Below are 23,527 nucleotides of genomic sequence, written 5' to 3'. Positions count from 1 at the left end.
CCCCCGGCACAACCTCAGTGACATTCGACTTCTTCAGCATGTTCAACTCCGTTTCCAGACACACTTTTACCCCAAATCTGTGTCCAAAAAAACCGGAGGCGCCGCACAAGACAGTATTTTTTAAGCGGCGGTGCGTAACGGCGCAAGAGAGATGAACGCGATGATCAGGGATCAGGGCACGATGAATGCCACGGGCTTCGAATCGGGAGAAGTTGAAACCGCGTAATAATAGTGGTGGTTCGGGTCGACGATCACTCAGCGTGAACGTCGATCGTATCTGCGTTCGAATAGCGATTTTCGCGAGGCGAACAAGGTCGTAGAATTTGTGCCATTTACTACTGCGCCGCCCAGTGTGCAGCACGCGAGCTACAGTCGAGCGGCCGCGCTCGGTCCTGTGCCGGTCGCGTTAGCGAGATGGGAACAGCCGAAAGGCTGACCTCTGTAACACCTCGATCGCCTTGTCAGCCGCCTCAAACCACAATTGCGAGTCGCCTGCGTCGAACGCCTCTAGCGCCACATCAATCGCTTCGAAGTCTGCCTGCGAGAGCAGGAAGACGGTGCTCGCCTTGATGCTGTCGACACGTTCGTAGGCGCGATCGACGCCGATCTTGATATCGTTCGCGATCGGCTCGCTGCTGTTCATGCCGCTGTGCACACTCAAATACGCGCGACGAAGACCTACCAGTGCGTCGATTGCGTCCCGGTATGCCTGTGCAGTTGCATCCGGTGCCGTCGGTCCCGAATGTCGTTTTGATAATGCGTAGACACTACCAAGATATGCGCCGAGTCCCGCTAATATCGCTACGGCCAGTTCCGTCATTAAACTTCTCCTTTGTTCAGTTGTTATTGTGCCGGTCGGCACCGTACGCGTCGGCTTGGTCGTCGGATCCTCGACCGTTCAAGCATACTGCATGCAAACCGTGAGGACAGCCGCAAACCAGCGTCTCGATCACGACGACTTAGATAGCATTGACAACCACCGCGTCCGGGATGCGACTGCTCCACTCCTGTCGTTGAGTCTTGCCATCGCGGCCGCCTGCCTCTCAGACTGGCGATTTGCGGTAGTGCGAGTGTCGGCGCGAGTCGACCTGATCGATTCCCGACGCGTTCATCACGTCCACATACTTCTTCGATTGCCTACGAAACCCGGGGTGGTAGGGAGTCTCAACTATAGGTCGTCTGGTCGCTTCTGCGCGACGACAATCGTGTCGGAACTAGGGCGCACAAGATCGCGCCTGGATCAGGTGGTGACTTTCGGAGTCGATCCGAGCGTCGCTACACTGCAACGTCGTCGTCGACCATGAGAACGATTGGCGCTACTTCGTTCGCGGAAGTCTTCGCATTGGAAGCGGCCACGAGTGCCGCTGCGTCAGCGCGCGTGAAAATGGTTAAGCAGCCGAGTACAAATGCGCGTCGCAATCTCCCAACGAATCCCTGGCGATGGACTACCATTAATACTGCGCACGAGACCAATGCAAAGGTCTCTTGTCGATCATCTTCCGGGAGGCACCCATGAAAATTCTTTTGATACTGATATGCGTGGGGTTGTCTTCAAATGCCATCGCGGATTGCAGGACAACGGCCACAGGCCGCACGGCTTGCAACAACGGTCAGGAAGCAGGTGGCTACAACGCCAACAGCGGCAGCGCCTGGAAATCCGATAAAAATTCGGCTGGTGTAAGCACAACGCAGACCAGCAAGGGTGGGGAGGCAAAGACCAAGAACGGCAAGGGCGTGTACAAAAGTTCAAGCGGCAAAACATGCGTTAAGACCGCCAACAATCAAGGATGTAATTAAAACATGCCGCTACTGCCTGATCACCGCGGATTTTCGAGCACGACAGCCTCGAATCGGCCCATTATGCGGCCCGCACTGCGGCGATCGCTTCTCAGCGCTGCAGCCGGCACTGAAGCATAGCCAGTGACTGAGCTATTTTGTGTCTGTTCACGAATGATGGTGGCTGGCGAGCGCGCGAATATCAGGGCCACGGCTCTTGGTGCTCACATCCTGCGGTCGTAGGCTTGCTATTGCGAGGCGTTCTTCAGGCTGAAGCTGCCCGTACGAAGTTTTGTCGGGCATTGCCACAGCTTATACGAGACAAGTGTTGCACCTCGCTTTCGAAGCCGCCCGGTGTTTCTTAGCTCCTTGAACGACTCGTGCTAAGTGCGATTTAGCATCTCCTGTAGGCGCAAATCGTCGGCAGCGGCGAGGTGAACTGCGCTCTATAACAAACGATGCGCGAGCCGTGCCGCGGCAAGAGCAGTGCGTCTGTCCTGATCGAAGGCGGGGTTGAGTTCGGCAAGATCAGCGGCACGCAGTTTTCCCGAGGCGCGCACGCGCCTCACCATCGCTTCCACCACGGACAGCGGCACGCCCAGCACGGCGGGCGCTGACACGCCGGGGGCCGCCGCGCCAGGAAGCACGTCCAGATCGATGGTCAGATAAACGTCGTCCACCGCGTCGATCATGCGCTCCAGTTCGTCCAGCCGTTTCGCGAGTTGAGATTCCTGCATATCCGCGTCGAGCACGTAACGCACGCCGAGTTCGCTCGCACGCTCGAAGAGCGCCGCCGTGTTCGCCAGGTCGCTGACGCCGAAACACACATAGTCGAACGGGATGCCGCGCGCGGCGCAATCGCAGGCGATCTGATCGAACGGCGTGCCCGAGCTCGCCGGGCGCGACTGGCGCAAATCGAAATGCGCATCGAAGTTCAGAATCATGAGGCGGCGCTCGTTCGTGGTGCCCAGGTGCTCGCGAAGTCCGCTGTAGGTTGCCCATGCCACTTCATGGCCGCCGCCGAACACGATCGGCCGTCCGCCGCACGCGAGGACGTCGCTTACGATGCGTCCCAAGGCGACTTGCGCCGCTTCGAGGTTTCCGTCTTCGCAGACCACGTCGCCCGCATCGAATACTGGCACCGATGCCTTCGCCGGGAAGCCCGCGAGCGCGGCTCGCAATTGCTTCGGGCCGTGCTCCGCACCGACCCGGCCCTGGTTGCGACGCACGCCCTCATCGGAACAGAAGCCGATGATGACGGGCGCTTCGTCGACTCGCGCGCCGTTCGCGAAAGGAAGAATCTGGTTGAACACTCGCCGGGTGTCGCCGGGCTCCCGGCTGTCGGACCGGCCGTGCCATACGTTCTGGTCAAATAGAACTCTCATGAACGCGACAATACCGCCTGCAGAAATGCGCGCGTGCGCGGTTGAGATGGCGCCGAGAAAATCATCGACGGCGGCCCGGCCTCGACGATCACGCCGCCATCCATGACGACGACTACATCGGCGACTTCCTTGGCAAAGCCCATTTCGTGCGTCACCACCACCATCGTCATGCCTTCGCTCGCAAGCAGCTTCATCACCTGAAGCACTTCGCCGACGAGTTCCGGGTCTAGTGCAGAGGTCGGTTCGTCGAACAGCATCACGCGCGGTTGCATCGCAAGCGCGCGGGCGATGGCAACACGCTGCTTCTGCCCGCCCGACAGGCTCGCCGGCATCACAGAAGCCTTGTGCGCGAGCCCCACCTTTTCCAGCAACGCAAGAGCCTGCGCTTCGGCCTCGGCCTTCGGCGTGCCTCGCAGCATGCGCGGACCGACGGTGATGTTATGCAGCACGGAAAGATGAGGGAACAGATTGAACGACTGGAACACCATGCCGACTTCCGTTCGCAGCGAGTTGAGCGGACGTTCCTTGAGCATCGCGCCGTGATCCACCAGGCGATGGCCGCAAATATCGATCGTGCCGCCTTCCGCTTGCTCCAGGCCGTTGCAGCAGCGCAGGAATGTGCTCTTGCCCGAGCCGCTCGGCCCGATCACGACGACGACCTGCTGCGGCTGAATGTCGAAGTCGATGCCGTTCAACACGACATGCGAGCCGAACGATTTGGTGAGTCCGCGAATCTGGACGATGGGTTGAGTCGTGTCGGTCATTGCACCATGCCTCCTGCACGCAGACGACGTTCGACGCGATGCAGCGCGTAATTCGTCGCCTGGGTCAATACGAGATACACCAGCGCAATCGCCAGGTACACCTCGAGCGACCGGTACGAGACGCTGATGATCTTCTGTCCTTCGTGCATCAGGTCGTCGATCGTCAACAGCGAGACCAGCGCCGAATTCTTGATCAGCGCGATGAACTCGTTGCCGAGCGGCGGAATCATCCGCACGATCGCCTGCGGCAGGATCACGGCCCGCATGGCCTGTCCCGACGACATGCCGATCGAACGCGCGGCCTCCATCTGACCGCGATCGACAGACTGGATCGCACCGCGCACGATCTCGGAAACATATGCCGCCGAGTACAGTCCCAGCCCAAGCATGCCGCATACGAAGGCAGGCAGCAGAATGTTGAACTGCGGCAAGCCAAAGAACAGCAGAAACAACTGCACGAGCAACGGCGTGCCGCGGAAGAAGGTCAGATAGGCGGTGCAAAATCCGTAGACGATACGTCGCTGCGGCGTGAGCCTGCCGATGCCGATCAGCAAGCCGAGCACGCAACTCAGCGCGAGTGCAGCGGCGGTCACCTCCACCGTCACCACCGCGCCGTGAGCAATGTCTGTCCAGCCGGCCACGACCGGCGCGAAGTCAAGTTCCATTTTTCTGGCTGAGTCCGTTTATTGCGGGTTGGCGCCGAACCACTTGCGGACGATCGACGCATACGTGCCGTCCGCCTTGATCTTCACGAGCGCGGCGTTGAACGCGGCCTTCAGTTCGGGTTCGTCTTTGCGCACGGCAATCCCGTAGGCTTCGGTGGTCAGTTGTTTATCGAGCACGCGGAAGCCGGGACGCGTCTTCGCCAGTTGCAAGGCAGCGGGTTTGCCCGTGACCGCTGCATCGGCGCGGCCGATCCCGACGAGATCGAACATTTCCTGATTCTTTTCGACTTCGACGCGTGTGATCTGCGGGAAGTTGTCGCGCAGGAAGTTCACCGACTTCGTGCCGACCTGCACGGACACTTTCTTGCCGTTGAGATCGGTCACCGTCTTGATTGGCGAGCTGCTCTTGACGAGTGCGACGAGCCCTCCGGCAAAGTACGGCTCGGTGAAATCGACCACCTTGCTGCGCTCATCGGTGATGTAGATCCCGGAGATGGCAGCATCGAAGCGATGCGCGATCAGGCCCGGAATGAGCCCCTTGAAGTCGATGTCGGTCCATTCGACCCGCTTGCCCATCGCCTTGACGAGCGCATTCATCATGTCGACGTCAAAACCGGTGCGCGCGCCGTTTTCGGTGAACTCCATCGGCGGGAAAGTGGCATCGGTCGCGACCCGCACCACGTCCGGGGTTTGCGCACACACGCTACCGGGCAGCACCGCGAAGGTCGAGGCAAGCGCGATGCATGCGAGAGAAAACAGTCGTTGCAGTTTCATATCCAGTGTCCTTTCAGGAATAAACGGATCAGTCGGTTTGCATGCGCTCGGAAATCGCTCGTGCGGCGCGCGCGGTGGCGTCGATGAACTGGCTCTCGCGTCCGACGGCGCGAGTCGACGGTGCCATCAGCGTGATCGACGCGCCACTGCTCGACGCACGGCCCATGCGATGGAAAATCGGGGCGCTGACGCCCCACACCCCGGGATCGACTTCGCTGTCGCTCACGGCATAACCTTGCGCCCGGATCTGGCTCAACTCGGCGTCGATGGCTGCGCGGCCGGCGGGATCACCGTCGAACACACTGTTCAGGACCTCGGCGCGTGCCTTGTCGGTCATGAAGGCCAATAACGACTTCGCCGACGCCCCGGCCTTCAACGGCACGGCTCGTCCGCGTTCGAACGAGCAGCGCAGCGAATGCTCGCTGTCGAACATTTCGACGCACATCACTTGATTCTTGACCGCGACGACAAGCCCCACGCTCTCCTGAGAGACGCGCGCGAGCTTTTGCATTTCACTGCGGCTCGCTTCGACGAGCAGCGAATTGACATCGAACCCATGTGCGAGCTGAAGGCTGATGGGCCCCGGCGCGTAGTAGCCCGCATGCTCGGCGACGAAACCCCAGCGCTTGAGCAGCGCGATCTGCCTGTAAAGCGTGCTCTGCGCCAGTCCAGTAACGGCAAGCAGATCCTTCGCGGACATGGCTTGACCATGACTGGAAAGTGCAGCCAGTACGAGAAGGACTCGCTCTACGCCCGTTACGGATTGATCGTGGTTCAAGAAGAGACACCGAAGCCATTAGCATCCGAAAAGAATGCCAGAAGTTTCTCACTAATCAAAAACAGTTTTCCCATTCAGTGGGAATTGAGGCGCAGGGTTTTCCCGGAAAAGGGCCGATTGGGTACCAGCGGGAATCGAGGCAGGGAACGAGTCGACCTGAATGAGGCATCACTTTTCAAAAGCCACGACGTGGTGAAGTGCAATTGCTCGTTGGATTGCGATAAATAAATAATGTCGACACGAATATATTTTGGCGCTATCCTGAATTCAGTTCCCTAAGCGAAGCGCAGTAGCGTGTCAGTGGTTGAGCGGCGTGATCGATCGCCGCCCGGAGCAAGTTGTACGGCGCGATTCGCATCGGACGTTTAAATGCTTGGAGGAGCAAATGAGTATCCGGGAAAGGTCGTTGAGCGTCGTGGTTGGAAAGTGGCTTGGCCAGGATTTGATGGGTAGCGCCCGAGTCACGCGGTTCAGCCAATCACGGCAAAAGCCGTGGCGTTCCGTGTGCGTGGAGACCACTCCACCGGCTGGCGCGATTGCGATCATTTTCTTTCGACACGACGACGGTTCGTGGTGCGTCTTCCCACCTGATTCGAAGCGACCCACGATGAGTGTCCTGCCGAACCGATCACCAGCGACAAGTGCGGAACTTGCGACTGCGGCTTAACCAGCATGTCCCGCTGAATAGTCGCCGTCGTCGCGCCGTGTCTTGCTTTCGTCACGCGTCTCGAGGAATCGAGCACACGCGCTTCAAGGCGAAGCGTCTCACGACGTGTCGCCGCGATCGCCGTAGCGAGCGAGACGAGTGCGCAACGCGTCGATTTGGTCGAGCAGATCGAGCGCGAGCGCTACGCCCGGTGCGTTCAGTTCCAGATCAGTCGTGAGTCGTTGGGCGGTGATGGCTCGGCGCAGGCAAGTACCGCTGAATCGCCATTCCTCGACGCGCGCGCCCTGCGGTTCAAATGCGCCTTCTTCGACCCACCGGGCCAGATCATCGCTCGATGCACCCGTGATGCGGCACAGTTCTATCAGCGTGAACTCGACGTGTTCCTCGACGATATCGCCCTGGAGATAAACCGACTCGTTTTCGTTCATGATGGATCACCCATAAAAATGCCCGCGCGGATCGAAGTCGAACGCCTCGCGCATCGCGTTGTAGGCGGCTTTTTTTGCGTCGGTGTCAGCGGGTGGCAGCACGATCGCAAGCATGACGTAGAAATCACCGGGCGGGTTGCCGGGAATTCCCCGGCCCCTGAGCCTCAAGCGCCGGCCCGCTGCGGAACCGGCCGGGACGGTTACGGTTACTTGCCCCGAAGGAGTGGGCACGATGACTTCGGCGCCGAGCGCAGCTTCCCACGGCGCGAGGGGAAGGTCTGTCGTCACGTCGCGGCCCGCGACGCGGTAGCGCTTGTGTTCGTCGAGGGTGACCTCCAGATACAGGTCGCCGCGCGGAGCGTTGCCGATGCCGGCGCCTCCCTGGCCCGCGAGTCGCAACCGCTGACCATCGAGGATGCCCTTCGGTATCGATACATCGAGCGTGCGCGTCTCATAGCTCACGTGCCCCTGGTCGTCGATGACGGGCATTTGCAGCGTGAAGGTCCGCTGCGCGCCGGTGTACGTGTCCTCGAGGCTGACGGAAACCCTCGCGTGATGATCTTCGCCTGGCCATTCCGGCGCGCGCGGACGGGACGCGTGTCTCGCGCGGGCACCGAACAGGTCGCTGAAAAAATCGTCGACGTCCTGTGGGCCGCCGCTGCCGCGATATTCGAAACCGTCCCCGACATCCGGGCGTGGCCGGATTTCATCACCGTCTTTGAGGCCGGTGCCGAGCGCATCGAATGCGGCTCGTTTTTCCGGATCCTTGAGAACCTGATAGGCCTCGCCGACTTCCTTGAAGCGCGCTTCGGCGTCGGTGTGCTTGTTCAGGTCCGGATGGAACTTGCGCGCGAGCTTGCGATGAGCGGTCTTGATCTCCGCTCCGGTCGCCGTTCGCGGAACGCCCATGACGGCGTAATAGTCCTTGTATTTCATGGTTCCCGTATCGTCCGATGAATCGACCCAGGGTAGCGGCGCGGCCGGTGGTCTGGGCGCCGGGTTGTCTCACCAATATACAAGGATGTGGATGGGCGCGCGTTTATGGCGATAGGCGGGCCCCGCAGCTTTCGGACATTGAGACGACGCTTCCACTCATGTAGCGGACATTCGATTCACGATTGTGAACGTTGCGTTACCGGCCATAGCCGAAATTGGGGCGAGCTGGGTTTTACGTCGGAAATGTGGCGGATTGCTGGCAGAGGCGCGATCGAGCACCCTGCGGGCGGCTTCCTGCACCAGCGAACTCACACTCCCAACCCCTTACCCTCATCCACGCCCTTAGGCGCCGGAAAGCTGCCATCGAGGCGCTCGATCAGCGGTGCGGCGAGGACACTCCGCCCGCGATTTCGATGGTCACGGTGGTGACCAGGGACCGCTCTCGATGTCCTTGATCGTGCCGACGTACCGGTTGCGCGCGCTGGCCTTCATGGCAAGTCCTTGCCGGATAAGAGTTCGCCGTCTTACTACGCGAGGCCGCCGGGCCGGTCGCCTCGTCAACCTTCCGTTGCACTGGTCGAGCAGCGCGCGCAAGCGCTGCTTCCCCTTGCCTGCCGTCGATAGGCATGCAATACTGAACCAAATGGCTCAGTATTCTCAAAAGACTCGAATTGACGCCTCGTTCGCCGCGCTGTCGGACCCCACCCGACGCGGCGTGCTGGAGCAGTTGATGCGCGCCGACGCGTCCGTCACGGACCTCGCCGAGCGATTCCACATGACCCTGACCGGCATGAGGAAGCATATCGGCGTACTGGAGCAGGCGGAGCTCGTCACCACGGAGAAGGTGGGACGCGTGCGGACCTGCAAGCTTGGCTCGCGCCGTCTCGAGGAAGAGTTGGCCTGGATCGAGAACTACCGCCAGCTGTGGGCCGCGCGCTTCGACGCGCTGGACACGGTCATCGAGGAACTTAAACGCAAGGAGAAACTTGATGGTCGCAAGAAGAGAGAATGAGCCGGCCCGCAACAGCAACCGCACGACGTCGGAACGGAAGTCCGGGCGCGAGCTGGTCATCACGCGAACCTTCGACGCCCCGGCGCGGCTCGTGTTCGAAGCGTGGACCACGCCCGAGTTGTTCAAGCAGTGGTGGGTGCCGAAGTCGAGCGGCGCGACCCTGCTTTCATGCGAACAGGATGTCCGTGTCGGCGGCAGCTACCGCCTGGAGTTCGCTCACCCCAAGGCCGCGGCGCCCATGGCGTTCTTCGGCAGGTACCTCGAAGTAGTGCCGAATGCCCGCCTCGTCTGGACCAACGAGGAAAGCGAGGAAGGTGCCGTCACCACGGTGACGTTCGAAGAGAAGGATGGCAAGACGCTGCTAGTGATGCGCGAGCTCTATCCGTCGAAGGAAGCGCTCGACGTCGCCATCGAGGGAATGGACGAGGCGATGCCCGAGACGTTCGAGCAGCTAGACGAATTCCTGTTTGCCCGCGGCGCGGGCGCGGAACGGACCTGAACTCGTCGATCTCGCGGGACACTCCTAGCCGTTCGATGAGAGGCGGCGCGGCGCTGGCGACGCTCAGTCCAAGAGCGGCACTAGGTGCCGCATGTCAACAAGACCATGCCACTGTTCGGGCACTGTTTCGCCTGGCAACGGAAGATATGTCCAGGGATGAGAAGCAATCCAGAGTCTATATAAGGGCTTCTTTGAGGCATGTGCGCACGATCACAAACTTCAGGTCGTCGAAGCGCAACGCCACGACAGTATGTTGTACGAGGTGGTGACCTGGTCGGCGGCGGCCGACAAGGACGGCAAGCACCAGGACAGGAAGGCCGTGGGAATGAAGGTCATGGTTCTCGGTAAGGATGGCAAGTGGCACACCGCCGCGCAGGTCTGGAACGTCGCGCCATGAATGCGTGTGGATTGCCACGGCCGGTTCGCTCCCCGATGCACTCGTGTCAAGAGCTGCAGGAACTGCTAGCGTTGCCGGTAGAGGTGCTTATCGATGCTGCGATCGGCTTCAATGACGGCCTCAGTGCGACGCTTGCGTTGCGTCGAATCGCTAGACTTCCCAGCAGCGATTGATGTTCTTGGTTGTGAAAATAATGGCACTGCTCTTGATGAGCAACGAGGCGGATTGCCTCACCGCTTACGCGCTTTCTGATCGCACGCATCGGTTCCATTACCGCTCAGCAAATGCTGATGCTGGCGATCAGCTGGCATATGTACGACCTCACATCGAGCGTATGGGATCTCGGGCTTGTCGGACTTTTTCAGTTCGTCCCGGGTCTTGCTACAACGCTCATCGCGGGTCATTGCGCTGACCGGTTGCATCGCGGACGAATGGTGGCCGCGTGTCTCACACTGCAAGCTGTTGCTGCGACGCTGCTTCGATCTGCACTGCCACTCACAGCGTCACGCGAGACGCGCTGCTTGCGCTCTCTCTTGCGCTCGGCGCGATCAGGCCGTTCCAGATGGCCGGGCAGCAGGCTCTCTTGCCCATGCTCGTTTCGCCAAAGCTTCTAGCACGATCGATGGCGCTCAGCACAGTGGTTCAGCAAATATTCGTGATCGCCGGACCCGCGTTAGGGGGCATTTTGTTTACTGTCAGCGTGGTCACGGTGTATCTGACCAGCGCGGTGCTCTTCACTGTCAGCGCAGTGATGTACGCGTTCGTTCGCTACGACTATACGCCGCCGCCGCGTGAACCTGTCACCGCCGATACGATTCTCGCGGGCTTGCGCTTTATCTGGAGCAATCCTCTGCTGCTCGGCGCCATCTCGCTCGATCTCTTCGCCGTCCTGTTCGGAGGCGCAACCGCACTGTTGCCCGTCTATGCAAGACAAATTCTGCATGTCGGACCACAAGGACTGGGATTGCTTCGCTCCGCCCCGGCAGTGGGAGCGTTGTGCGTCGGGCTGCTCGCCCGACGGGCCACCGTCAGCGGTGTAGGCAGAAAGCTTTTGATCGCGGTGGCGATATATGGCCTGTCCATTGTCGGGTTGGGACTTTCTCGATGGTTTCCGGTGTCGCTGTTCTTGCTGGCGATATCGGGGGGCGCGGACACGATCAGCGTGATCGTACGGCAAACCCTGATTCAACTCGAAGCGCCCGATCGCATGCGGGGACGCGTGGCTGCGGTGAATACCCTGTTCATTGGTGCGAGCAACCAACTCGGGGAATTTGAGTCCGGCGTGAGCGCGACAGCGGTGGGTGTCATGGGCTCGGTCGTCGTTGGCGGCTTCGCGACGATCCTGGTCAGCGTCGCATGGAGTCGCCTTTTCAGATCGCTCGCAAGGCGCGATGCGCTGCATTGATGTTTAAGAAGGGTGGCAGTGTCGTTTCATTGATGTCTTGAACGAAATCCTTGGTTTTATGATTTTTGGCGGGGACTGCTCATGAGCAAGCGCACGACGTCGCTTCGGCTCCTCATGCATGACTGGCTGGGACAGGTTGACGACATCCACGTCAGCCGAGCCGCGCGTTCGCGGAAGACGCCGTGGTGCGTCGTTCGTATCGACGTCATGCGTTCCTCGACGAAATTTGCTATCGTGTTCTTCCGTCATGACGACGGCACATGGTGCGTCTATCCGCCAGTTCCTCCGTGCCTGCGACGCGTTTTTATCGGATGTAGGCTGCCCGCGTCGGATCGGATTTTCGCGGCCTGCCTCGCGATTTCTTTGATGTCCCCGAACCTCTCACACGCTACCGTGACGGCGCACAGCCTCGCGGCTTTCACGTTGGTGCGACCGCGTTGAAAACGTCTTGGTGCAGCGCGGGAAATGTACTTTTTGTTGATCCGCACCGGATTCCCTCCGATTCAAAATCGCGCCCGTTTGGGCGTCAACCCAGTACATCTGGAAAATCCGCTTTGCAACATCCAGACCGCATGTCGTAGGATTCATTTGGGTCCCCGTTCAAGTGGTTGTGTCGCAACTCCACTTTTGCACATCGACGCCGTTCGGTTCTGGGGGCACCTCTATCGTGCCCACTTGCCCGGAGGGAGGGCGGTGTCCATTCCATATCGACCGAAAGTACCTATCCGCCGAAGTCAGAGCCGGACGTTCACGACCGAGGAGGAGGTGATGACTATTGATCAACAGGTTGCGGCCGCCCGAACTCCGATGTGCGACCGTCCGCAAAGGCCGAACTGTACTCGGCGCTGATCGGGCGGGTCTCCGATGCACTCCAGTCATCCGAGTGACGGCTTCGCAGGATGAAGGCTCACAATCGTGCCGATTGCTGCCACTGGAGCATTCCCAACCGGCGTGACTCGACGGCTGGTCCATGCCGAAGCGCGCTGGTTGGGTAACCAGGGCGTCCCGGCCGGTGGCTTTCGTTAGAATCTGATTTCGATTCGTTTATTCGTCTATTACCGGAGGCGACCGTGCCAGGATTACTTCCCAATGTCGACCGCGAGGGACTCCTCGAATATTCAGTCGTATACACCGACCGATCAATCAATCATATGTCGCGGCTCTTTCAGGGAGTCTTGCGCGATATTTCCGCCGCCCTGAAAAAAGTCTACAACGCGAAGTCGGCCGTTGTCGTCCCAGGCAGTGGGACTTTCGGTATGGAAGCCGTTGCCCGGCAGTTCGCGACGAACAGGAAGTGTCTGGTCATCCGCAATGGCTGGTTCAGTTTCCGCTGGTCGCAGATTTTCGACATGGGCAGCATTCCGTCTGAATCGATAGTCTTGAAGGCGCGACCGGTCGAACAAGGAAGGCAGGCCGCATATGCACCGGCTCCGATCGAAGAAGTGGTCGCTGCGATCAAGGAAAACAAGCCGGATCTGGTCTTTGCGCCGCATGTCGAAACCGCATCAGGAATGATGCTGCCTGATGACTATTTGCGCGCGGTGTCTGACGCCGTTCATGCGGTCGGTGGCATGTTTGTACTGGATTGCATCGCCTCCGGTACGATCTGGGTGGATATGCAGGCCAGTGGCATCGATGTCCTGATCAGCGCACCGCAAAAGGGATGGAGCGCGTCACCCTGCTGCGCTCTGGTCATGCTGAGCCCTCTCGCCCGCGAAAGAATCGACTCAACAACTAGCACCAGTTTCGCCTGCGATCTTCGCAAATGGCTGCAGATCATGGAAGCCTACGAGAACGGCGGGTTCGCGTACCACGCCACGATGCCGACAGACAGTCTCGCGACGCTGCGTGACGTCATGAAGGAAACCGAGTCATACGGCTTCGACAAAGTGAGAGCGGAGCAGCTTGAACTCGGCAAGCGCATTCGCTCGCTCTTGATTGGCGCAGGCTTCAAAAGCGTGGCGGCTGAAGGTTTTCAGGCTCCGGGCGTCGTGGTCAGCTACACGGACGACGACGACATACGATCCGGGAAGAAATTCGCCAACGCCGGCTTGCAGATCGCGCCCGGCGTTCCCCTTCAATGCGACGAGCCTGAAGATTTCAAGACCTTCCGCATCGGATTATTCGGCCTGGACAAACTGCATGACGTCGAAGGCGCGGTTGCGAGGCTCGCCAAGGCGTTGGACAGTATTCGTTAGAGCGGTTTTCCGCAGCATGTGCGCATGGCTTGCCCTTGCAACCGCATCGGCAGGAAGACGCCGGAACCTGCCCAACAGGCCACGCGAACAATTCGCGGCCACAGCCGACGGTCGTTGGCCGGCGCTGAGACGGCCGTTCAACGAACTGGATCGGCCGGTCATACCGCGGTCGCGTCGGACGGTAGCCACCCTTGGCGATCGACGAGCGCATTCGACCCCTGAGCGGTCTAACCGGCCCGGGACAGCCAGTTCGAGCGGATCACAGGCGCGAATCACCCCTTCACGCAGCTTCACTGTCGTGCTGCGAGCGCTTTTTGCTGAAGGCGCGCACACGCCCGCGTCTCGAATAGCGGCGTGCCCGGCGCGAGCAGACAGAGATAGTTCGCCGCCAGCGCACGCTGACGTTGCCTGCCTTCGCCGAGAACGGCAAGGCAATGCTCCCGCGCGACAAGCCCGCCCATGAAGTAGCGCGTTGCCCGTCGAAAGCGTCCGCTGTTGTCATGCCACCACCGTTCGATGCGCTCCACATCCGGCCATGGAAGGCCGTCGTCACTGTCCATGGCGACATCGTCATCGCCGGGATCGTCGTTCGGACCCGACAAGAACTCCGCCGGACGCGCGCCTTCCAGCTTCGACTGGACGAGATCCACACCGGTCACGAGGCCGAACGCCTCGCCGGCGATGCGCGCGAACCGCGCATCCCGCATGTGGGCGATCATCCACGGCACGTTGTCCGGCAATCCGACGATGCCGCTCGCCTCGACGAGCGTGCGCTCATGCCGTGTATCAGCGGGCAGACGCTTCAGCGCATCGGTGCCGTGCTTCGGGCCCATCGCCTGCAACGCAAGCGTGAGTCCACGCGCCCTGCGCGAGTCCAGGACGAGCGCCGCGTCGAACAGCGCGTCCGTCTCCGCGCCGCGCGTGCCGAGCAGGACGGCCGACCACGCGGCCCAGAACCGGCATTCGGGATCGGCGGCGGATGCGGGACCCGGATTCGCCAGCGCAGCGCGTACATCGTCGAGGCGGCTGGTCTTGCCGAGCTGCCCCGCCACGCGCCAGGCCCGCGCGCGCACGGCCGCCGACGTCGCCGCGAGCCAGCCCGAGGCCAGCCCCGGGTCCCGGCCGTGCATCGCGCACGCGGCGAGGGCGACTTCCTGGCGCACCGCCGAGCGCGACATGAGCATTTCTGCGACCACCGAGCGAAGACAACACGGATCGACCCAGCCGAATGCCGACACGACGCTGCCGATCTCGTCCGGCGCCGCTTCCACGGTGGCCAGGACCGTTTCGAGCCACCGCGCGTCGCAGCCTTCGAGCGCGAGCACGGCCGCGACGAACGCCGCTCCATGCGTTCCGTTCGCAAGCTCTTCCATGCAGTGATGCCACGCGGCTGCGCCCGACACCTGCAACGCTTCGAGATGCGCGGCGAGCCGCTCGTCGGCCTCGGCGAGATCGGCGAGCGCGTAATCGGGCGCGTCGGCCGCGCGGCGCCGCAGCAGCCAGAGAAATGCGGCGTCTTCGGCGTAGCGGCTCACGAGATCGTCGATGACTTCGCTCATGATCCGTCCCGCCGCCGCGCCGCGCGCACGACGCACGCCGCGCGCCCCGCGCCTTCCGACGCGAGTTCGATCATCGCGATGCTACCCGCCCGGTAGCCGCGCGCGAAACCGTGCGCGCTCATCAGCAGCGCGAGCGGGCCGCTCGCCGCGCCGATCTCGCCGACCGACAGCGCCGGGTAATGCACGATCAGCCTCTCGCGCCGCGTCCGGTAATACCGCGCCCGCGCCAGGAGCGCTTCCCACGACGCATAGCGCTCGCCGTTGCCGTTCGAGACGACCCAGTCGATGGCCGCTTCTGCGAGGCCCGCCGCCGACGCCGCCGCGCGCAACGCGGCGACGGCGCCTATCCGGAACGCCGGTTCCGAATCTCAATAGCCGACGGGTTGCACGACGCGAACCCGAGCGGCGGCGCATGGAGCCCTTTACCAATCCCAATCTTGACGTCCATCACGAATCCGGCAAGAGGATCGCCACCTCCTCTTCGGCGGCAAGCGAGCTTCAGCCAATGAGATCGGCACCCGTCGTAAGGACAATCTTTCCAAAGTGCGTGCCGGAATCGATCAGCTCGTGAGCGCCGCGAGCGTCGGCAAGCGTAAAGGTCTTGTAGACAACCGGCTTGATATTGCCGCTCTCGATGTGCGGCCAGACCTGCCGTTCCAGTTCATTGATGATGGTCGCCTTGTCCGCGGATGTGCGCGATCGCAGTGTTGAGCCCATATGTGTCAGACGTTTCGTCAACATCGGCAAGACATTGAGATCCTTCGCCGGCCCCTTGATCACGCCCACCTGGAGGATCCGTCCGTCCATGGCTGCGGCGTCATAGTTTCTAGAAACGTAGTCGCCGGCAATGATGTCGAGGATCACGTCGACGCCTCTTCCATCGGTAGACCGCTTCGTTGCGGCGACGAAATCTTCCTCGCGGTAGTCCACCGCGAGGTCCGCGCCTAGCGCCAGGCTGGCCTCCCGATGTGCCTGCGAGCCAACTGTCGTGATGATTTTCGCAGCGCCGAATGCCTTCGCCAGCATGGTCGCCGTGGTGCCGATACCTGATGCGCCGCCATGGATCAACACCGACTCGCCCGCAGCCAGCTTGCCGCGCTGGAACAGGTTCAGCCATACCGTCATAAACGTTTCGGGCATGGCCCCCGCTTCCACCAACGTCAGGCCTCTGGGGATATGCATCGTGTTGCACGCGTGCGCGACTGCATATTCCGCGTAGCCACCGCCGGGAATCAATGCACACACCAGTTCGCCGATCTGGAATTGGGACACGTCGGAGCCAACGGCAACCACTTGACCTGCCACTTCCAGCCCTGGAATGTCCGAAGCGCCGGGTGGCGGATCATACAGCCCTTTGCGCTGGAAAACGTCTGGACCGTTCACAGCAGCCGCGTGGATGCGGATCAGAACCTGATCGGGGGCCCGCATCGGCACCGGGCGAGTAGTCGGCACCAGGACCTCAGGACCGCCGGGCTGTTTGATCTCAATGGCCGCCATGGTCGACGGCACACGGTACGTTGATGCAGACATGGATAACACCCCTTCAATAGATGAGGCTCAGTTGATCCGGGCAGATCACTGAACGAGGACTCCAAAGCAGGGTTCAGTATAGGTGTCGACTTTGATGAATAAGTGCAGCATTATTCCCACTGTGGGATGCAAATTTGCATCAGGTGGACGGCACGATGAACTGGGATGACGCGCGAGTGTTTCTCGCGGTGGAGCGCGAAAAAACGCTCCGTGGAGCGGCCAGGACGCTTAATCTCGATCAGGCAACGGTCGGCAGACGGATTGCGGCACTAGAGCACGCCCTCCGTGCAACCCTCTTCCTGCGCACCTCGGAGGGTTACGCGTTGACCGCCGCAGGCGAGGCCGCGCTGAGATCAGCGGAGAAAATGGAACACTCCGCCCACGAACTCGTCAGGCGAACTCAAGGCACGGATACACGGCTTGCTGGCGACGTAAGAGTTACCAGCACCGATTCGATCGCGCTCGAATTCCTGCTTTCCGCCATCGAACGCCTGCATGCTGCGCATCCCGAAGTGCGCGTCCTGCTGGACACGTCGACACGCATGCTGAATCTGGCAAAGCGTGAAGCGGATATCGCGGTCCGGTCAGTCAGGCCGGATAATCCCGATCTTGTCGCGCGGCGCCTGGCGCGCTGGCCCATGGCGCTCTTTGCATCGAATGCCTATCTCGAGCAGCACGGCAAGCCCACCGCTGGCTCCGCATTCGCGGGCCACGATCTCGTCCTCTATCAGGGAAACTGGACCGGTATCCGATCGCCGACTCTTGCTGGCGAACCGATACACGCGGGGCGCATCGTATCGACCTTCAATTCCAGCCTCATGCTGCGTACCGCGGTAAAGGCCGGCATCGGCATCGGTGAGCTTCCAATACATTTGGCTGAACACGACGGCCTCGTGCAGATATGGCCGGCACCCGCGCGTGGGGCGGTCTACGAAATCTGGCTCGTCACGCATCAAGACCTTCGGCATACCGCGCGCATCGCGGCAATGATTGACGGCATCGTCTCCGCGTTCGAAAATCATACCACCCACAAAAAATAGTCACGCACGACTTCGCGGAAGCGACTGTGTGCAGCGTTACAATTTTTCTTCGGCAGCCTGCCACCGGCACCGGGCATGTTGATCATCATCGGGGCAACCATGCGCGGCACCAGGTGGCGCACCGTGAGGCGAAACTGTCCACGCCTCTGACGCTGTTGGTCCTCAATGCGGATGGCACGGAGGAGGCCACCGAGGACGAGATCAGGCAGCACGTCCTATCATTCAGCAAGAAGGGCTCCGGGCAGCGTCAGGAAATCCGAAAATGCGTCTATCCAAGATCGACCTGAATCTATTTGTGGTTTTCGAAGCGGTGTATAGAACGCGGAACCTGACTCGCGCAGCGGAGATGCTCTTCATCACGCAGCCCGCTGTCAGCAATGCACTGGCGCGTATGCGCAAGGCGTTCGACGATCAACTTTTTGTGAGCACGTCGGCCGGGATGGTGCCGACGCCGGTTTCTGAAAACATCATTGGGCGTGTTCGTGATGCGCTACAACTGCTCGAATCGAGTACCAATGCCGGAGAACAATTCGATCCGGCGTCGTCGGATCGAACCTTCAGGCTGAGCATGAACGACCAGACCGAGACGTTGCTGCTCCCCGCGCTGGAGGAGGTTCTACAGCGGCTCGCCCCTGGCATGCGCATCGAGAGCTATTTCACGACGCGCAGAGACGTCTCCGAAGCATTGGCGAGTGGCGCCGTCAACCTTGCGATCGATGCGCCACTGATTGACGACCCGTCCCTCGAACAGGAGCCGTTGGGCCGCGACCAGTATGCGTGCATGCTGCGTCAGGACCACCCGTTTTCCAAAAGGAAGCTGACGATCGATGACTACCTCGGCTTCGGTCACATCCACGTGTCCAGCCGGCGGCAGGGCCCCGGTCTGGTGGATGCGGAACTCAACAAGCTCGGTCTCAGGCGTTCGATCCAGATCCGGGTTCAGCACTATCTGGTCGCCCCGTTGATCGCGATGCGCACCGATCTAGCCCTTACCGCACCGCTCAAGCTTCTTAAGCGTTACGACGCGCGCATCCTGGCGCTACCGTTCGATCTCCCCGATATCGAGTCGCATAGCTACTGGCACCGAAGTGTCACGGGGGACCCGGCTCATCGTTGGCTACGCGAGCAGGTTGGCCGTCTCATGCGGGACGCGAACCAATAGCCGTCCGCCCGCAACGGGGCCATCAATATCCCTGTCTGGTATCACGAAAATGTATCGTCAGCTATCACAGCAATAAATTTCCCGAATGACGCGTGCCTCGGTATCGTTCCAGCTATGTTCAGACGAGGATGGCATGGCGGAACTCTACCTGGTACGGCACGGACAGGCGTCTTTCGGCGCAAAAAACTATGACGAGCTATCGCCTTGGGGTGGTCGGCAATCGCATTGGCTCGGCGAATACTTCGCGCAGATGAAACTGGAGTTTGATCAGGTTGTCATCGGCACGATGCGACGGCACGAGCAAACCGCTGATGCCATTCTTGGAGCGATTCGAGGTCTGCAGGTGGAGGTCGTGCAAGACGCAGGCTTGAACGAATACGATTTCCAGGCTTTGTTTGCCGCCCTTGGCGAAGACCGTTCTGGGCCGTGTTCTTCCGCCGAAAGTTCGAAGACGAGCTTTTACAAGCACCTCAAGAGGGCGCTACAACTCTGGTCCGAAGATCGCTTGCCGGGGCCTGTTCCTGAAACGTGGCAACAGTTCCAGACGCGTGTTGAGCGTGCGCGTCTCGCCATTCAGCGAGCAGGTCGCAAGCGAGTTCTGGTCGTGAGTTCCGGAGGTCCGATAGCCGTGTTTGCCCAGCAGATTCTGCAGGCGCCGGCTAGTGCCGCAATTGCGCTGAATATGCAGATCCGGAACAGCAGCGTTTGCCAATACGTCTTTAACGACACTGCGATGTCGCTAGTCAGCTTCAACTCGCTGCCTCATCTCGACGCTGTCGAGCGGCGCGAATTCATTACCTACGGTTGATTCGAATCGGATACGCAACCCCATGAACGCTAACTTTCAATTCGACGTCGAAGCGCTCACGCGTTATCTGACGGCGCACGTGCCCGCGTTTCGGGGGCCGTTGTTTGTCAAGAAATTTGCCGGTGGACAATCGAATCCTACGTTTCTCCTGAAAGCGCAAAGCGGCAGCTATGTACTGCGGCGTCAACCGCCCGGCATGCTGCTCAAATCCGCACACGCGGTAGATCGTGAATACCGCGTGCTCACGGCACTCGGCCCGACACCAGTTCCGGTTGCGCGGGCCTATCACCTTTGCGAGGATCGTGACGTCATTGGCAGCATGTTTTACGTCATGAGCTTCGAAGAGGGCGAGATCTTCTGGAATCCGGCGTTGCCAGAGGTGCCGGCCGGGGAGCGCGGCGCCATTTACGACGCTTTGCTCAAAACGATGGCGGCGCTCCATGACGTGGATGTCGAGGCTGTTGGTTTAGCCGACTACGGTCGCCCCGGAAATTATTTCGCGCGTCAGATCGATATCTGGAACAAGCAGTATCGTGCGGCGCAGACCGACGTGCTGGCTGCCATGGAGACGCTGATCGAGTGGCTGCCGGCGAACTGTCCCGTCGAAGCCGGCAAGCCTTCGCTCGTACACGGCGATTTCCGTATCGATAACCTCATTTTCATGCGCGGCTCGCCGCAGGTTCGCGCGGTGCTCGACTGGGAACTCTCCACGCTCGGTAATCCGCTAGCCGACCTCGCGTACTTCTGCATGTGCTTGCGGCTTTCTCCGCACGGTCATATCGCCGGGCTTGAAGGGTTGAACAGGGCCGAGCTGGGGGTGCCGGACGAGGCGGCGATCATCGAGCAGTACTGCCAGCTTCGGGGTATCGCGTCGATTGAAAACTGGAACTTCTACCTTGCGTTCAGTTTCTTCCGACTCGCAGCCATTGCGCAGGGCGTCAAGAGGCGGGCCTTGGGCGGTAACGCGTCGAATGACAAGGCGCGGCAGGTCGGAGAGATGGCAGAGGTGCTGGCGAAGATGGGCGTCGACATGATCTGACGTAAGGCGGAAAACTGGAACCCTGACACACAGTGAGGTAGATTGTGACTACTAATTATTTTGATTTGAGCGGGAAGGTCGCACTGGTTACCGGTGCCAGCCGGGGTATTGGCGAAGAGATTGCCAAATTGCTCGCGGAGCAGGGCGCGCACGTGATTGTCTCGAGCCGCAATCTAGAAGATTGCGAAGTCGCGGCACGCGAAATCAGAAATGCGGGCGGCAGTGCGGAAGCCAAACCCTGCCATGTGGGACGTCTCGAAGATATTCAGGCGATCTTCCAGCATATTTGCGCGCGACATGGCCGTCTGGATATTCTCGTCAACAACGCGGCGGCGAATCCGTATTTCGGCCACATTCTCGATACCGATCTGGCCTCTTTCGAAAAGACAGTGGAGGTCAACTTGCGCGGTTACTTCTTCATGTCTGTGGAGGCTGGCAAGTTGATGAGAGAGCGCGGCGGCGGTGCGATTGTCAACACGGCTTCTGTGAATGCACTGCAACCGGGCGATAAGCAGGGGATCTATTCGATCACGAAAGCCGCCGTTGTCAACATGACCCGGGCATTTGCGAAAGAGTGCGGGCCGCTGGGAATTCGCGTGAATGCGCTGCTCCCCGGCTTGACCAAAACCCGATTCGCCGGCGCGTTGTTCGACGATAGCGCCATATACGAGAGCTGGATGTCCAAAATTCCGCTGCGGCGTCACGCGGAGCCTCGCGAGATGGCAGGTACCGTTCTTTATCTGGTATCCGATGCCGCAAGCTATACCAATGGCGAGTGCATCGTCGTTGACGGTGGACTGACGATCTAGCGGCCCAGCCGAATCACGGTACGGTCGATGCACTGACGATATTCTTTATGGATGAGGAAGAGAAAATGGATTTTGCATATAGCCAGAAGGTTGAGGCGCTGCGCAAACAAGTGCGTGTCTTTATGGATACGCACATTGTTCCGCGTATCCGGCAGTGGCATGAGGAAGTGAACGCCGGGCAATATCCGGTTTCCTTTATCGAAACGTTGAAGGAACAGGCGCGCGAAGAAGGGCTCTGGAATCTTTTCCTTCCGCATCTGCGGGATGACGAACCCGGTACGCGTCTGACCAATCTCGAGTACGCGCCGCTGGCGGAAATCATGGGGCGAGTGTCGTGGGCGTCGGAAGTATTCAACTGCAATGCGCCGGACACCGGCAACATGGAACTGCTCCATATGTTCGCGACGCCTGGCCAACGCGAACAGTGGCTCAAGCCCCTCCTCGACGGCAAGATTCGCTCGGCGTTCGCCATGACCGAACCGGCTGTGGCCTCTTCGGACGCGACCAATATTACGACGTCGATTCGTCGTGATGGGGACGACTATGTGATTGAAGGCCGGAAGTGGTTCATCACAAACGCAGCGCACCCGAATTGCGAGCTTTTCATCGTGATGGGAAAAACAGACCTGGATGCGCCGAGCCACCGCCAGCAGAGCATGGTCCTGGTGCCGCGTAATACACCGGGCGTCAAGGTGATCCGGAATGTCAAGGTAGTCAATCACGTGGCGCCGGAAGGACACTGCGAGATCGAATTCAAAGGCGTACGCGTACCCCGTTCGAATCTTCTCGGTGAGGAGGGCGCCGGATTTGCGCTCGCGCAGGCGCGCCTCGGACCGGGACGGATTCATCACTGTATGCGCTCGATCGGTGCAGCGGAACTCGCGCTGGAGTTGATGGTGGAACGGTCCCAGGCCCGCACGGCATTTGGAAAGAAGCTACATGAGCTCGGATCGGTAGCTCAATCGATAGCGAAATCGCGGATCGAGATTGATCAGGCAAGGCTGTTTGTTCTGAAAGCCGCGTGGATGATTGACAACGTGGGCGCGAAGGAGGCTCGCAAGGAAATTGCCATGATCAAGGCGCTCGTACCGAGTGTGCATACCGCGGTGTGCGAACGGGCGATACAGGTGTTCGGTGCGATGGGGCTGAGTCCCGATACGCCTTTGGCGGATAGCTGGACATGGGGGCGTGCGTTGCGGTTCGCTGACGGCCCGGATGAGGTTCACCTGCAGAGTATTGCTCGCATGGAAATCAAGGCGCGGCAGTACGAGCCGGGCAAGGAAAATCCCTACTTGCTGGCGTCGATGTAAGAGCCAGGCCGCCAGGGACGGGCCGCGTGGCAGCACGCGCCCTGGAGCCGGCGGTGTGTGTCCTTCCGGCATTCGGCGCACCCGGGGCTGGTACGAATCTAGCAGCGCTTAAGGATGCATCGGCCAGGGTCTGTTTTAGATGGCCCGATGGAACGGGCACATGCGACACGACGAAAGCGCAGCTTTCACGGCTGGTAGCGAGGCCATTCTCAAGGGGGGCAACTTGCGATCTGCCGTGGAAACTGCGACGCGGCGAACGGTTTGTTCGACTACCGCGGGAGCGGCATTCCTGCTCTCGCGAACGCCGCGCATGTTCCGGGCACGGGAATCGGATTGACTATTATCAGTCTAACACTACAGCCGTAGTTATTTTTTCCTATACTACGTTAGTACAACTACTTTGTATAGGACTATGAAAGAGATTGCTAAAGCATGGGAACGTGAACTGGATGAATTGCATGAGAGACTGGCTGGCCTGTTCAGGCGCGCTGAACCGAGACAGCGTTCGCTAGCCTATCTAAAAGGTTTGCTTGGTACGGTCGAACGCAAGAACGGCTGGCAGCTTGCCGAATGGATCGGCGAAGCC

The 23,527-nt window shown here is 60.3% G+C and carries 26 protein-coding genes and 1 pseudogene; 14 read left to right on the top strand and 13 right to left on the bottom strand.

Annotated elements, in window-relative coordinates; translation table 11 throughout:
- Both AWB81_RS47205 and AWB81_RS45000 read right to left on the bottom strand, forming a co-directional pair.
- On the bottom strand, positions 1 to 361 hold a 361-nt coding region (locus tag AWB81_RS47205), incomplete at its 3' end, for a hypothetical protein (RefSeq protein ID WP_235025996.1).
- A gap of 45 nt (positions 362 to 406) precedes the next feature.
- Positions 407 to 820: a hypothetical protein gene (locus AWB81_RS45000; protein WP_143753526.1), complete on the bottom strand. Its 414-nt coding sequence runs from the start codon at positions 818 to 820 to the stop codon at positions 407 to 409.
- 692 nt (positions 821 to 1,512) lie between these two features.
- On the opposite strand from AWB81_RS45000, the gene AWB81_RS31380 reads away from it, so the two are divergent.
- Positions 1,513 to 1,797: a hypothetical protein gene (locus AWB81_RS31380; protein WP_087135315.1), complete on the top strand. Its 285-nt coding sequence runs from the start codon at positions 1,513 to 1,515 to the stop codon at positions 1,795 to 1,797.
- Between the two features lie 425 nt (positions 1,798 to 2,222).
- Here the strand turns inward: AWB81_RS31380 and hutG are convergent, their stop codons facing one another.
- From hutG to AWB81_RS31340, 7 genes are all read right to left on the bottom strand, one after another.
- Positions 2,223 to 3,161: a formimidoylglutamase gene (hutG, locus tag AWB81_RS31375; RefSeq protein ID WP_062640904.1), complete on the bottom strand. Its 939-nt coding sequence runs from the start codon at positions 3,159 to 3,161 to the stop codon at positions 2,223 to 2,225.
- Positions 3,158 to 3,925 carry an amino acid ABC transporter ATP-binding protein gene (locus tag AWB81_RS31370; protein ID WP_062640903.1) on the bottom strand — a complete coding sequence of 256 codons (768 nt, stop codon included), beginning with the start codon at positions 3,923 to 3,925 and terminating at the stop codon, positions 3,158 to 3,160. The genes hutG and AWB81_RS31370 overlap by 4 nt, the downstream gene beginning before the upstream one ends.
- Positions 3,922 to 4,590 (bottom strand): amino acid ABC transporter permease, encoded by a 669-nt coding sequence (locus AWB81_RS31365; RefSeq protein ID WP_062640900.1) that lies wholly within the window; start codon positions 4,588 to 4,590, stop codon positions 3,922 to 3,924. The genes AWB81_RS31370 and AWB81_RS31365 overlap by 4 nt, the downstream gene beginning before the upstream one ends.
- A gap of 18 nt (positions 4,591 to 4,608) precedes the next feature.
- A complete protein-coding gene (locus AWB81_RS31360; RefSeq protein ID WP_062640898.1) occupies positions 4,609 to 5,364 on the bottom strand; it encodes a transporter substrate-binding domain-containing protein in 756 nt (251 codons plus the stop codon).
- Positions 5,365 to 5,392: 28 nt separating this feature from the next.
- A complete protein-coding gene (locus tag AWB81_RS31355; RefSeq protein WP_062640896.1) occupies positions 5,393 to 6,142 on the bottom strand; it encodes an IclR family transcriptional regulator in 750 nt (249 codons plus the stop codon).
- Between the two features lie 765 nt (positions 6,143 to 6,907).
- On the bottom strand, positions 6,908 to 7,237 hold the full coding sequence (locus AWB81_RS31345; RefSeq protein WP_062640894.1) for a chaperone modulator CbpM: 330 nt from the start codon (positions 7,235 to 7,237) through the stop codon (positions 6,908 to 6,910).
- A 6-nt stretch (positions 7,238 to 7,243) separates the two neighbouring features.
- Complete coding sequence (locus tag AWB81_RS31340) at positions 7,244 to 8,173, bottom strand: DnaJ C-terminal domain-containing protein (protein WP_062640892.1); 930 nt, start codon at positions 8,171 to 8,173, stop codon at positions 7,244 to 7,246.
- A gap of 445 nt (positions 8,174 to 8,618) precedes the next feature.
- Here AWB81_RS31340 and AWB81_RS31335 point away from each other — a divergent pair, with 445 nt between their 5' ends.
- The 6 genes from AWB81_RS31335 (at position 8,619) to AWB81_RS31310 (ending at position 13,684) form a co-directional block, all read left to right on the top strand.
- Positions 8,619 to 9,185 carry an ArsR/SmtB family transcription factor gene (locus AWB81_RS31335; RefSeq protein ID WP_235025995.1) on the top strand — a complete coding sequence of 189 codons (567 nt, stop codon included), beginning with the start codon at positions 8,619 to 8,621 and terminating at the stop codon, positions 9,183 to 9,185.
- Positions 9,163 to 9,684, top strand: a complete 522-nt coding sequence (locus AWB81_RS31330; RefSeq protein ID WP_062640888.1) for an SRPBCC family protein — start codon at positions 9,163 to 9,165, stop codon at positions 9,682 to 9,684. Before AWB81_RS31335 ends, AWB81_RS31330 begins: the two co-directional genes overlap by 23 nt.
- A 250-nt stretch (positions 9,685 to 9,934) precedes the next feature.
- Positions 9,935 to 10,081, top strand: coding sequence for a hypothetical protein (locus tag AWB81_RS45925; RefSeq protein WP_235025994.1), 147 nt, complete (start codon positions 9,935 to 9,937; stop codon positions 10,079 to 10,081).
- A gap of 442 nt (positions 10,082 to 10,523) precedes the next feature.
- Positions 10,524 to 11,486 carry an MFS transporter gene (locus AWB81_RS31325; protein ID WP_235025993.1) on the top strand — a complete coding sequence of 321 codons (963 nt, stop codon included), beginning with the start codon at positions 10,524 to 10,526 and terminating at the stop codon, positions 11,484 to 11,486.
- 81 nt (positions 11,487 to 11,567) lie between these two features.
- A complete protein-coding gene (locus tag AWB81_RS45920; protein ID WP_062640886.1) occupies positions 11,568 to 11,927 on the top strand; it encodes a hypothetical protein in 360 nt (119 codons plus the stop codon).
- Between the two features lie 629 nt (positions 11,928 to 12,556).
- Positions 12,557 to 13,684 (top strand): aminotransferase class V-fold PLP-dependent enzyme, encoded by a 1,128-nt coding sequence (locus tag AWB81_RS31310; protein WP_062640884.1) that lies wholly within the window; start codon positions 12,557 to 12,559, stop codon positions 13,682 to 13,684.
- A 290-nt stretch (positions 13,685 to 13,974) separates the two neighbouring features.
- Here the strand turns inward: AWB81_RS31310 and AWB81_RS31305 are convergent, their stop codons facing one another.
- From AWB81_RS31305 to AWB81_RS31295, 3 genes are all read right to left on the bottom strand, one after another.
- Complete coding sequence (locus tag AWB81_RS31305; RefSeq protein ID WP_143753525.1) at positions 13,975 to 15,243, bottom strand: TIGR02270 family protein; 1,269 nt, start codon at positions 15,241 to 15,243, stop codon at positions 13,975 to 13,977.
- The gene (locus AWB81_RS31300; protein WP_062640880.1) at positions 15,240 to 15,572 is read right to left on the bottom strand and encodes a hypothetical protein; all 333 of its coding nucleotides are present in this window, start codon (positions 15,570 to 15,572) and stop codon (positions 15,240 to 15,242) included. Before AWB81_RS31300 ends, AWB81_RS31305 begins: the two co-directional genes overlap by 4 nt.
- Before the next feature lie 169 nt (positions 15,573 to 15,741).
- Positions 15,742 to 16,773: an NAD(P)H-quinone oxidoreductase gene (locus AWB81_RS31295; RefSeq protein WP_087135312.1), complete on the bottom strand. Its 1,032-nt coding sequence runs from the start codon at positions 16,771 to 16,773 to the stop codon at positions 15,742 to 15,744.
- Positions 16,774 to 16,928: 155 nt separating this feature from the next.
- Here AWB81_RS31295 and AWB81_RS31290 point away from each other — a divergent pair, with 155 nt between their 5' ends.
- Complete coding sequence (locus AWB81_RS31290; RefSeq protein ID WP_062640910.1) at positions 16,929 to 17,813, top strand: LysR family transcriptional regulator; 885 nt, start codon at positions 16,929 to 16,931, stop codon at positions 17,811 to 17,813.
- On the opposite strand, the gene AWB81_RS44995 is transcribed toward AWB81_RS31290, so the two are convergent.
- Positions 17,792 to 18,025 carry a hypothetical protein gene (locus tag AWB81_RS44995; protein WP_144444217.1) on the bottom strand — a complete coding sequence of 78 codons (234 nt, stop codon included), beginning with the start codon at positions 18,023 to 18,025 and terminating at the stop codon, positions 17,792 to 17,794. The two genes, AWB81_RS31290 and AWB81_RS44995, sit on opposite strands and share 22 nt — an antisense overlap.
- Positions 18,026 to 18,075: 50 nt before the next feature.
- Here AWB81_RS44995 and AWB81_RS31285 point away from each other — a divergent pair, with 50 nt between their 5' ends.
- The 6 genes and pseudogenes from AWB81_RS31285 to AWB81_RS44260 form a co-directional block, all read left to right on the top strand.
- The gene (locus AWB81_RS31285) at positions 18,076 to 18,975 is read left to right on the top strand and encodes a LysR family transcriptional regulator (RefSeq protein ID WP_062640876.1); all 900 of its coding nucleotides are present in this window, start codon (positions 18,076 to 18,078) and stop codon (positions 18,973 to 18,975) included.
- A gap of 133 nt (positions 18,976 to 19,108) precedes the next feature.
- Positions 19,109 to 19,783 (top strand): histidine phosphatase family protein, encoded by a 675-nt coding sequence (locus AWB81_RS31280; protein ID WP_062640873.1) that lies wholly within the window; start codon positions 19,109 to 19,111, stop codon positions 19,781 to 19,783.
- 22 nt (positions 19,784 to 19,805) lie between these two features.
- A complete protein-coding gene (locus AWB81_RS31275) occupies positions 19,806 to 20,822 on the top strand; it encodes a phosphotransferase (RefSeq protein ID WP_062640871.1) in 1,017 nt (338 codons plus the stop codon).
- 44 nt (positions 20,823 to 20,866) lie between these two features.
- Positions 20,867 to 21,631 (top strand): SDR family oxidoreductase, encoded by a 765-nt coding sequence (locus tag AWB81_RS31270; RefSeq protein ID WP_062640869.1) that lies wholly within the window; start codon positions 20,867 to 20,869, stop codon positions 21,629 to 21,631.
- A 65-nt stretch (positions 21,632 to 21,696) separates the two neighbouring features.
- Complete coding sequence (locus AWB81_RS31265) at positions 21,697 to 22,941, top strand: acyl-CoA dehydrogenase family protein (protein WP_062640908.1); 1,245 nt, start codon at positions 21,697 to 21,699, stop codon at positions 22,939 to 22,941.
- 412 nt (positions 22,942 to 23,353) lie between these two features.
- Positions 23,354 to 23,527 (top strand): annotated as a pseudogene (locus tag AWB81_RS44260) (IS701 family transposase); the annotation flags it as partial.

Origin of the sequence: Caballeronia arationis (genome assembly GCF_001544975.2) — a bacterium.
Lineage (GTDB): Bacteria > Pseudomonadota > Gammaproteobacteria > Burkholderiales > Burkholderiaceae > Caballeronia > Caballeronia arationis.
The sequence above is the reverse complement of the archived record's forward strand: the minus strand, read 5'-3'. Positions and strand labels throughout refer to the sequence as shown.

What these genes read in the sequence shown, in the direction of transcription:
- AWB81_RS45000 (WP_143753526.1), bottom strand. Translation starts at nt 820, where the DNA reads ATGACGGAACTGGCCGTAGCGATATTAGCGGGACTCGGCGCATATCTT.
- AWB81_RS31380 (WP_087135315.1), top strand. Translation starts at nt 1,513, where the DNA reads ATGAAAATTCTTTTGATACTGATATGCGTGGGGTTGTCTTCAAATGCC.
- hutG (WP_062640904.1), bottom strand. Translation starts at nt 3,161, where the DNA reads ATGAGAGTTCTATTTGACCAGAACGTATGGCACGGCCGGTCCGACAGC.
- AWB81_RS31370 (WP_062640903.1), bottom strand. Translation starts at nt 3,925, where the DNA reads ATGACCGACACGACTCAACCCATCGTCCAGATTCGCGGACTCACCAAA.
- AWB81_RS31365 (WP_062640900.1), bottom strand. Translation starts at nt 4,590, where the DNA reads ATGGAACTTGACTTCGCGCCGGTCGTGGCCGGCTGGACAGACATTGCT.
- AWB81_RS31360 (WP_062640898.1), bottom strand. Translation starts at nt 5,364, where the DNA reads ATGAAACTGCAACGACTGTTTTCTCTCGCATGCATCGCGCTTGCCTCG.
- AWB81_RS31345 (WP_062640894.1), bottom strand. Translation starts at nt 7,237, where the DNA reads ATGAACGAAAACGAGTCGGTTTATCTCCAGGGCGATATCGTCGAGGAA.
- AWB81_RS31340 (WP_062640892.1), bottom strand. Translation starts at nt 8,173, where the DNA reads ATGAAATACAAGGACTATTACGCCGTCATGGGCGTTCCGCGAACGGCG.
- AWB81_RS31335 (WP_235025995.1), top strand. Translation starts at nt 8,619, where the DNA reads ATGTCCTTGATCGTGCCGACGTACCGGTTGCGCGCGCTGGCCTTCATG.
- AWB81_RS31330 (WP_062640888.1), top strand. Translation starts at nt 9,163, where the DNA reads ATGGTCGCAAGAAGAGAGAATGAGCCGGCCCGCAACAGCAACCGCACG.
- AWB81_RS45925 (WP_235025994.1), top strand. Translation starts at nt 9,935, where the DNA reads ATGTTGTACGAGGTGGTGACCTGGTCGGCGGCGGCCGACAAGGACGGC.
- AWB81_RS45920 (WP_062640886.1), top strand. Translation starts at nt 11,568, where the DNA reads ATGAGCAAGCGCACGACGTCGCTTCGGCTCCTCATGCATGACTGGCTG.
- AWB81_RS31305 (WP_143753525.1), bottom strand. Translation starts at nt 15,243, where the DNA reads ATGAGCGAAGTCATCGACGATCTCGTGAGCCGCTACGCCGAAGACGCC.
- AWB81_RS31295 (WP_087135312.1), bottom strand. Translation starts at nt 16,773, where the DNA reads ATGTCTGCATCAACGTACCGTGTGCCGTCGACCATGGCGGCCATTGAG.
- AWB81_RS31290 (WP_062640910.1), top strand. Translation starts at nt 16,929, where the DNA reads ATGAACTGGGATGACGCGCGAGTGTTTCTCGCGGTGGAGCGCGAAAAA.
- AWB81_RS31285 (WP_062640876.1), top strand. Translation starts at nt 18,076, where the DNA reads ATGCGTCTATCCAAGATCGACCTGAATCTATTTGTGGTTTTCGAAGCG.
- AWB81_RS31280 (WP_062640873.1), top strand. Translation starts at nt 19,109, where the DNA reads ATGGCGGAACTCTACCTGGTACGGCACGGACAGGCGTCTTTCGGCGCA.
- AWB81_RS31275 (WP_062640871.1), top strand. Translation starts at nt 19,806, where the DNA reads ATGAACGCTAACTTTCAATTCGACGTCGAAGCGCTCACGCGTTATCTG.
- AWB81_RS31265 (WP_062640908.1), top strand. Translation starts at nt 21,697, where the DNA reads ATGGATTTTGCATATAGCCAGAAGGTTGAGGCGCTGCGCAAACAAGTG.